Origin of the sequence: Lentisalinibacter orientalis (assembly GCF_040706535.1) — a bacterium.
GTDB classification, from domain to species: Bacteria; Pseudomonadota; Gammaproteobacteria; order Steroidobacterales; family Woeseiaceae; genus Lentisalinibacter; species Lentisalinibacter orientalis.
Map to the genome: position 1 here is coordinate 1 of NZ_JAPDRJ010000010.1, position 2,317 is coordinate 2,317.

The 2,317-nt window shown below is 51.2% G+C and carries 3 protein-coding genes; 2 read left to right on the forward strand and 1 reads right to left on the reverse strand.

Features of this window, described 5'->3' with window-relative positions; translation table 11 throughout:
* The coding region (locus ACJMK0_RS19185; RefSeq protein WP_405240897.1) for a transposase at window positions 1-157 on the reverse strand (157 nt) is incomplete at its 3' end.
* Window positions 158-237: 80 nt separating this feature from the next.
* On the opposite strand from ACJMK0_RS19185, the gene ACJMK0_RS19190 reads away from it, so the two are divergent.
* A complete protein-coding gene (locus tag ACJMK0_RS19190) occupies window positions 238-810 on the forward strand; it encodes a site-specific integrase (RefSeq protein ID WP_405240893.1) in 573 nt (190 codons plus the stop codon).
* Window positions 791-2,164, forward strand: a complete 1,374-nt coding sequence (locus ACJMK0_RS19195; protein WP_405240895.1) for a hypothetical protein — start codon at window positions 791-793, stop codon at window positions 2,162-2,164. The genes ACJMK0_RS19190 and ACJMK0_RS19195 overlap by 20 nt, the downstream gene beginning before the upstream one ends.
* Window positions 2,165-2,317: the final 153 nt, after the last annotated feature.

Sequence of the window (2,317 nt, forward strand, 5' to 3'; positions counted from 1 at the left end):
GCCGCACCCAGCGGCGCAGCGCCTCCGGCGTACAACCCAACTTCTGCGAAACCGACCGCATTGACCCCCATTGCGTGTCCCCTGCCTTCTGCCCTTCGACGACAAGCCGAATCGCCCGCTCCTTAAACTCCGCGGAATATCGTTTTTGTGCACTCATGACTCAATCCTCTCAAAGAACTGAGCCTCCGGGAAACCCGGGGTGGTTCATTTGCCACTGAGGTCATCGAGCGCGATCCAATGCAAAGAGTGCGGGCATTGCCAGTCATCGCAAGGGAAGCAGACCCATTTTCCCAAGAGGAGGTCAACCGAATCCTGTCGGCGCTCAATTCCCGGTCGAAGCAGGTGGCGTCCTATTTCGCCTTCGCTTTTGGATCAGGTCTACGAACATCTGAACTTCTCGCTCTCACTTGGGGCGACATCGACACCGCAAGCAGGCGAGTATTCGTGAATAAAGCTCTCGTCCGCGACCGCTTGAAGGCCCCAAAAACCAGCGCTGGTCGGCGAATCGTTGAATTTCATGAACCGGCTCTTCAACTCCTTGATGTCGATTCGCACAAGACTCCCGATACACGAGTTTTCGTGGATCCTCGGACAGGAGGGCCCTGGAAGAATGACAAGGCGATACGAAAACTCTATTGGTACCCAGCGCTACGAGAAACTGGAGTTCGCCGCCGAAACCCCTATCAAACACGTCACACTTTCGCATCGATGCGCTTGATGGAAGGGGCAAACCCTCTGTACGTTGCACAACAAATGGGCCATAAAGACTGGGGGATGATTAGGAATGTCTATGGAAAGTACATCAGCTGAGAATCCCGAATCGGAATCAGATATTGAGAGTGTCGGAATTGCGGCAGAGACAATTGACCTCTCTAACGAGATCGACCACTACGTTCGAACGATTGACGCGATCGCTCAGACGCTACAGTTCACGCTGCAGGCTTCTAGCCAAATTATTGAGTACGTTTCAGACGACAGGAAAAAGCTGCTTGAAGAATACGGAACGATAGTTGAAGAAGACGATGAAGGGGTCAGGTATTCGGTACCCGCTCGTCATTCTCGTGAGATCGATAAGGCAACCCGCGCTCTCGAGATGTTCAAGCGGGGATCAGATACGCTGCCAAAAAGCCAGCTCGTGGCCCTTGTCAGCGCATTCGATTCGTTTTTGGCGCGACTGGCGCGCTGGTACTTCATCAAAGTGCCGGAGGCGCTTAGCTCGACGCAGAAGCAAGTTGGCCTATCTGAGCTATTGGAGTTCGAATCGCTCGATGTGGCTAAAGAGTACTTTCTTGAGAAAGAAGTCGAATCTCTACTTAGAGAGAGTCATTCCAAGCAATTCGTCTGGTTCGAAAGCAAACTGAATCGACCTCTACGAAAAAACCTCGACATCTGGAGCGAATTTATTGAGATCACGGAGAGACGTAATCTACTAGTTCATACGGATGGCACGGTATCGAGGCAATACTTGAAGGTTTGCGAGAGCGTTGGCTATTCAGTTGACAAAGATATAAAGCCGGGCGTTCGTATCGATGTGCCACCAAAGTACTTTGGTCGAGCGCGCGCGGTTTTTTTCGAACTCGGCGTCAAGTTGGGACATACGATCTGGCGTGTTGTTGCCCCGGAAGAGCTAGAGCGAGCTGATAAAGCGCTCAACGATCTCGCGTTCAATTTGTTGGTTACGGAAAGGTTTAAACTGGCCCGAAAAATCTTGGACTTCGCTGTCTCCCAGAAGAAGCATTCGGAGGATGCGCAACGTCGAATTTTTATTGTGAACCAAGCTCAAGCGTACAAATGGCTCGAGAAAGAAGAAGAGGCGCTGAAGATACTGGATAACGAAGACTGGAGTTCTTGCGGTCTAGACTTCCGAATCTGTGTTGCCGTTCTGAGGGAGGATTACGAGAAGGCCGTAGAGTTCATGAAGGCCATTGGTGATCAAGGACCGATATCAGAATCCGCGTATCTAACCTGGCCGGTATTTCGGAATTTTCGAGAGAATGATCAGTTCGCCGATACGTTTAAAGAGATCTTCGGCCACGATCCGATCGAAGAGGTCGAAGGAAAAGCGGCAGATGCGGATTCGCCGGCAGATGGAGCAGGTGAATTCGACGATGATGAAGGAGACGGTAAAGACAGCGGTGCGGCAGATGAATCTACACTTCATTGATTGTATTGAGATTACTCCGGGTTCGAGCCTGTAAGAAATTCTGTGTTCGTGAGCCATACTCGAGAGACTCTTTTGAGGAGACAGAGATATGGCGAAGAGAAGAGACGACGGGATCGACCGCGAATTGCTTGATCGGCTGATTTCGGAGCGCGG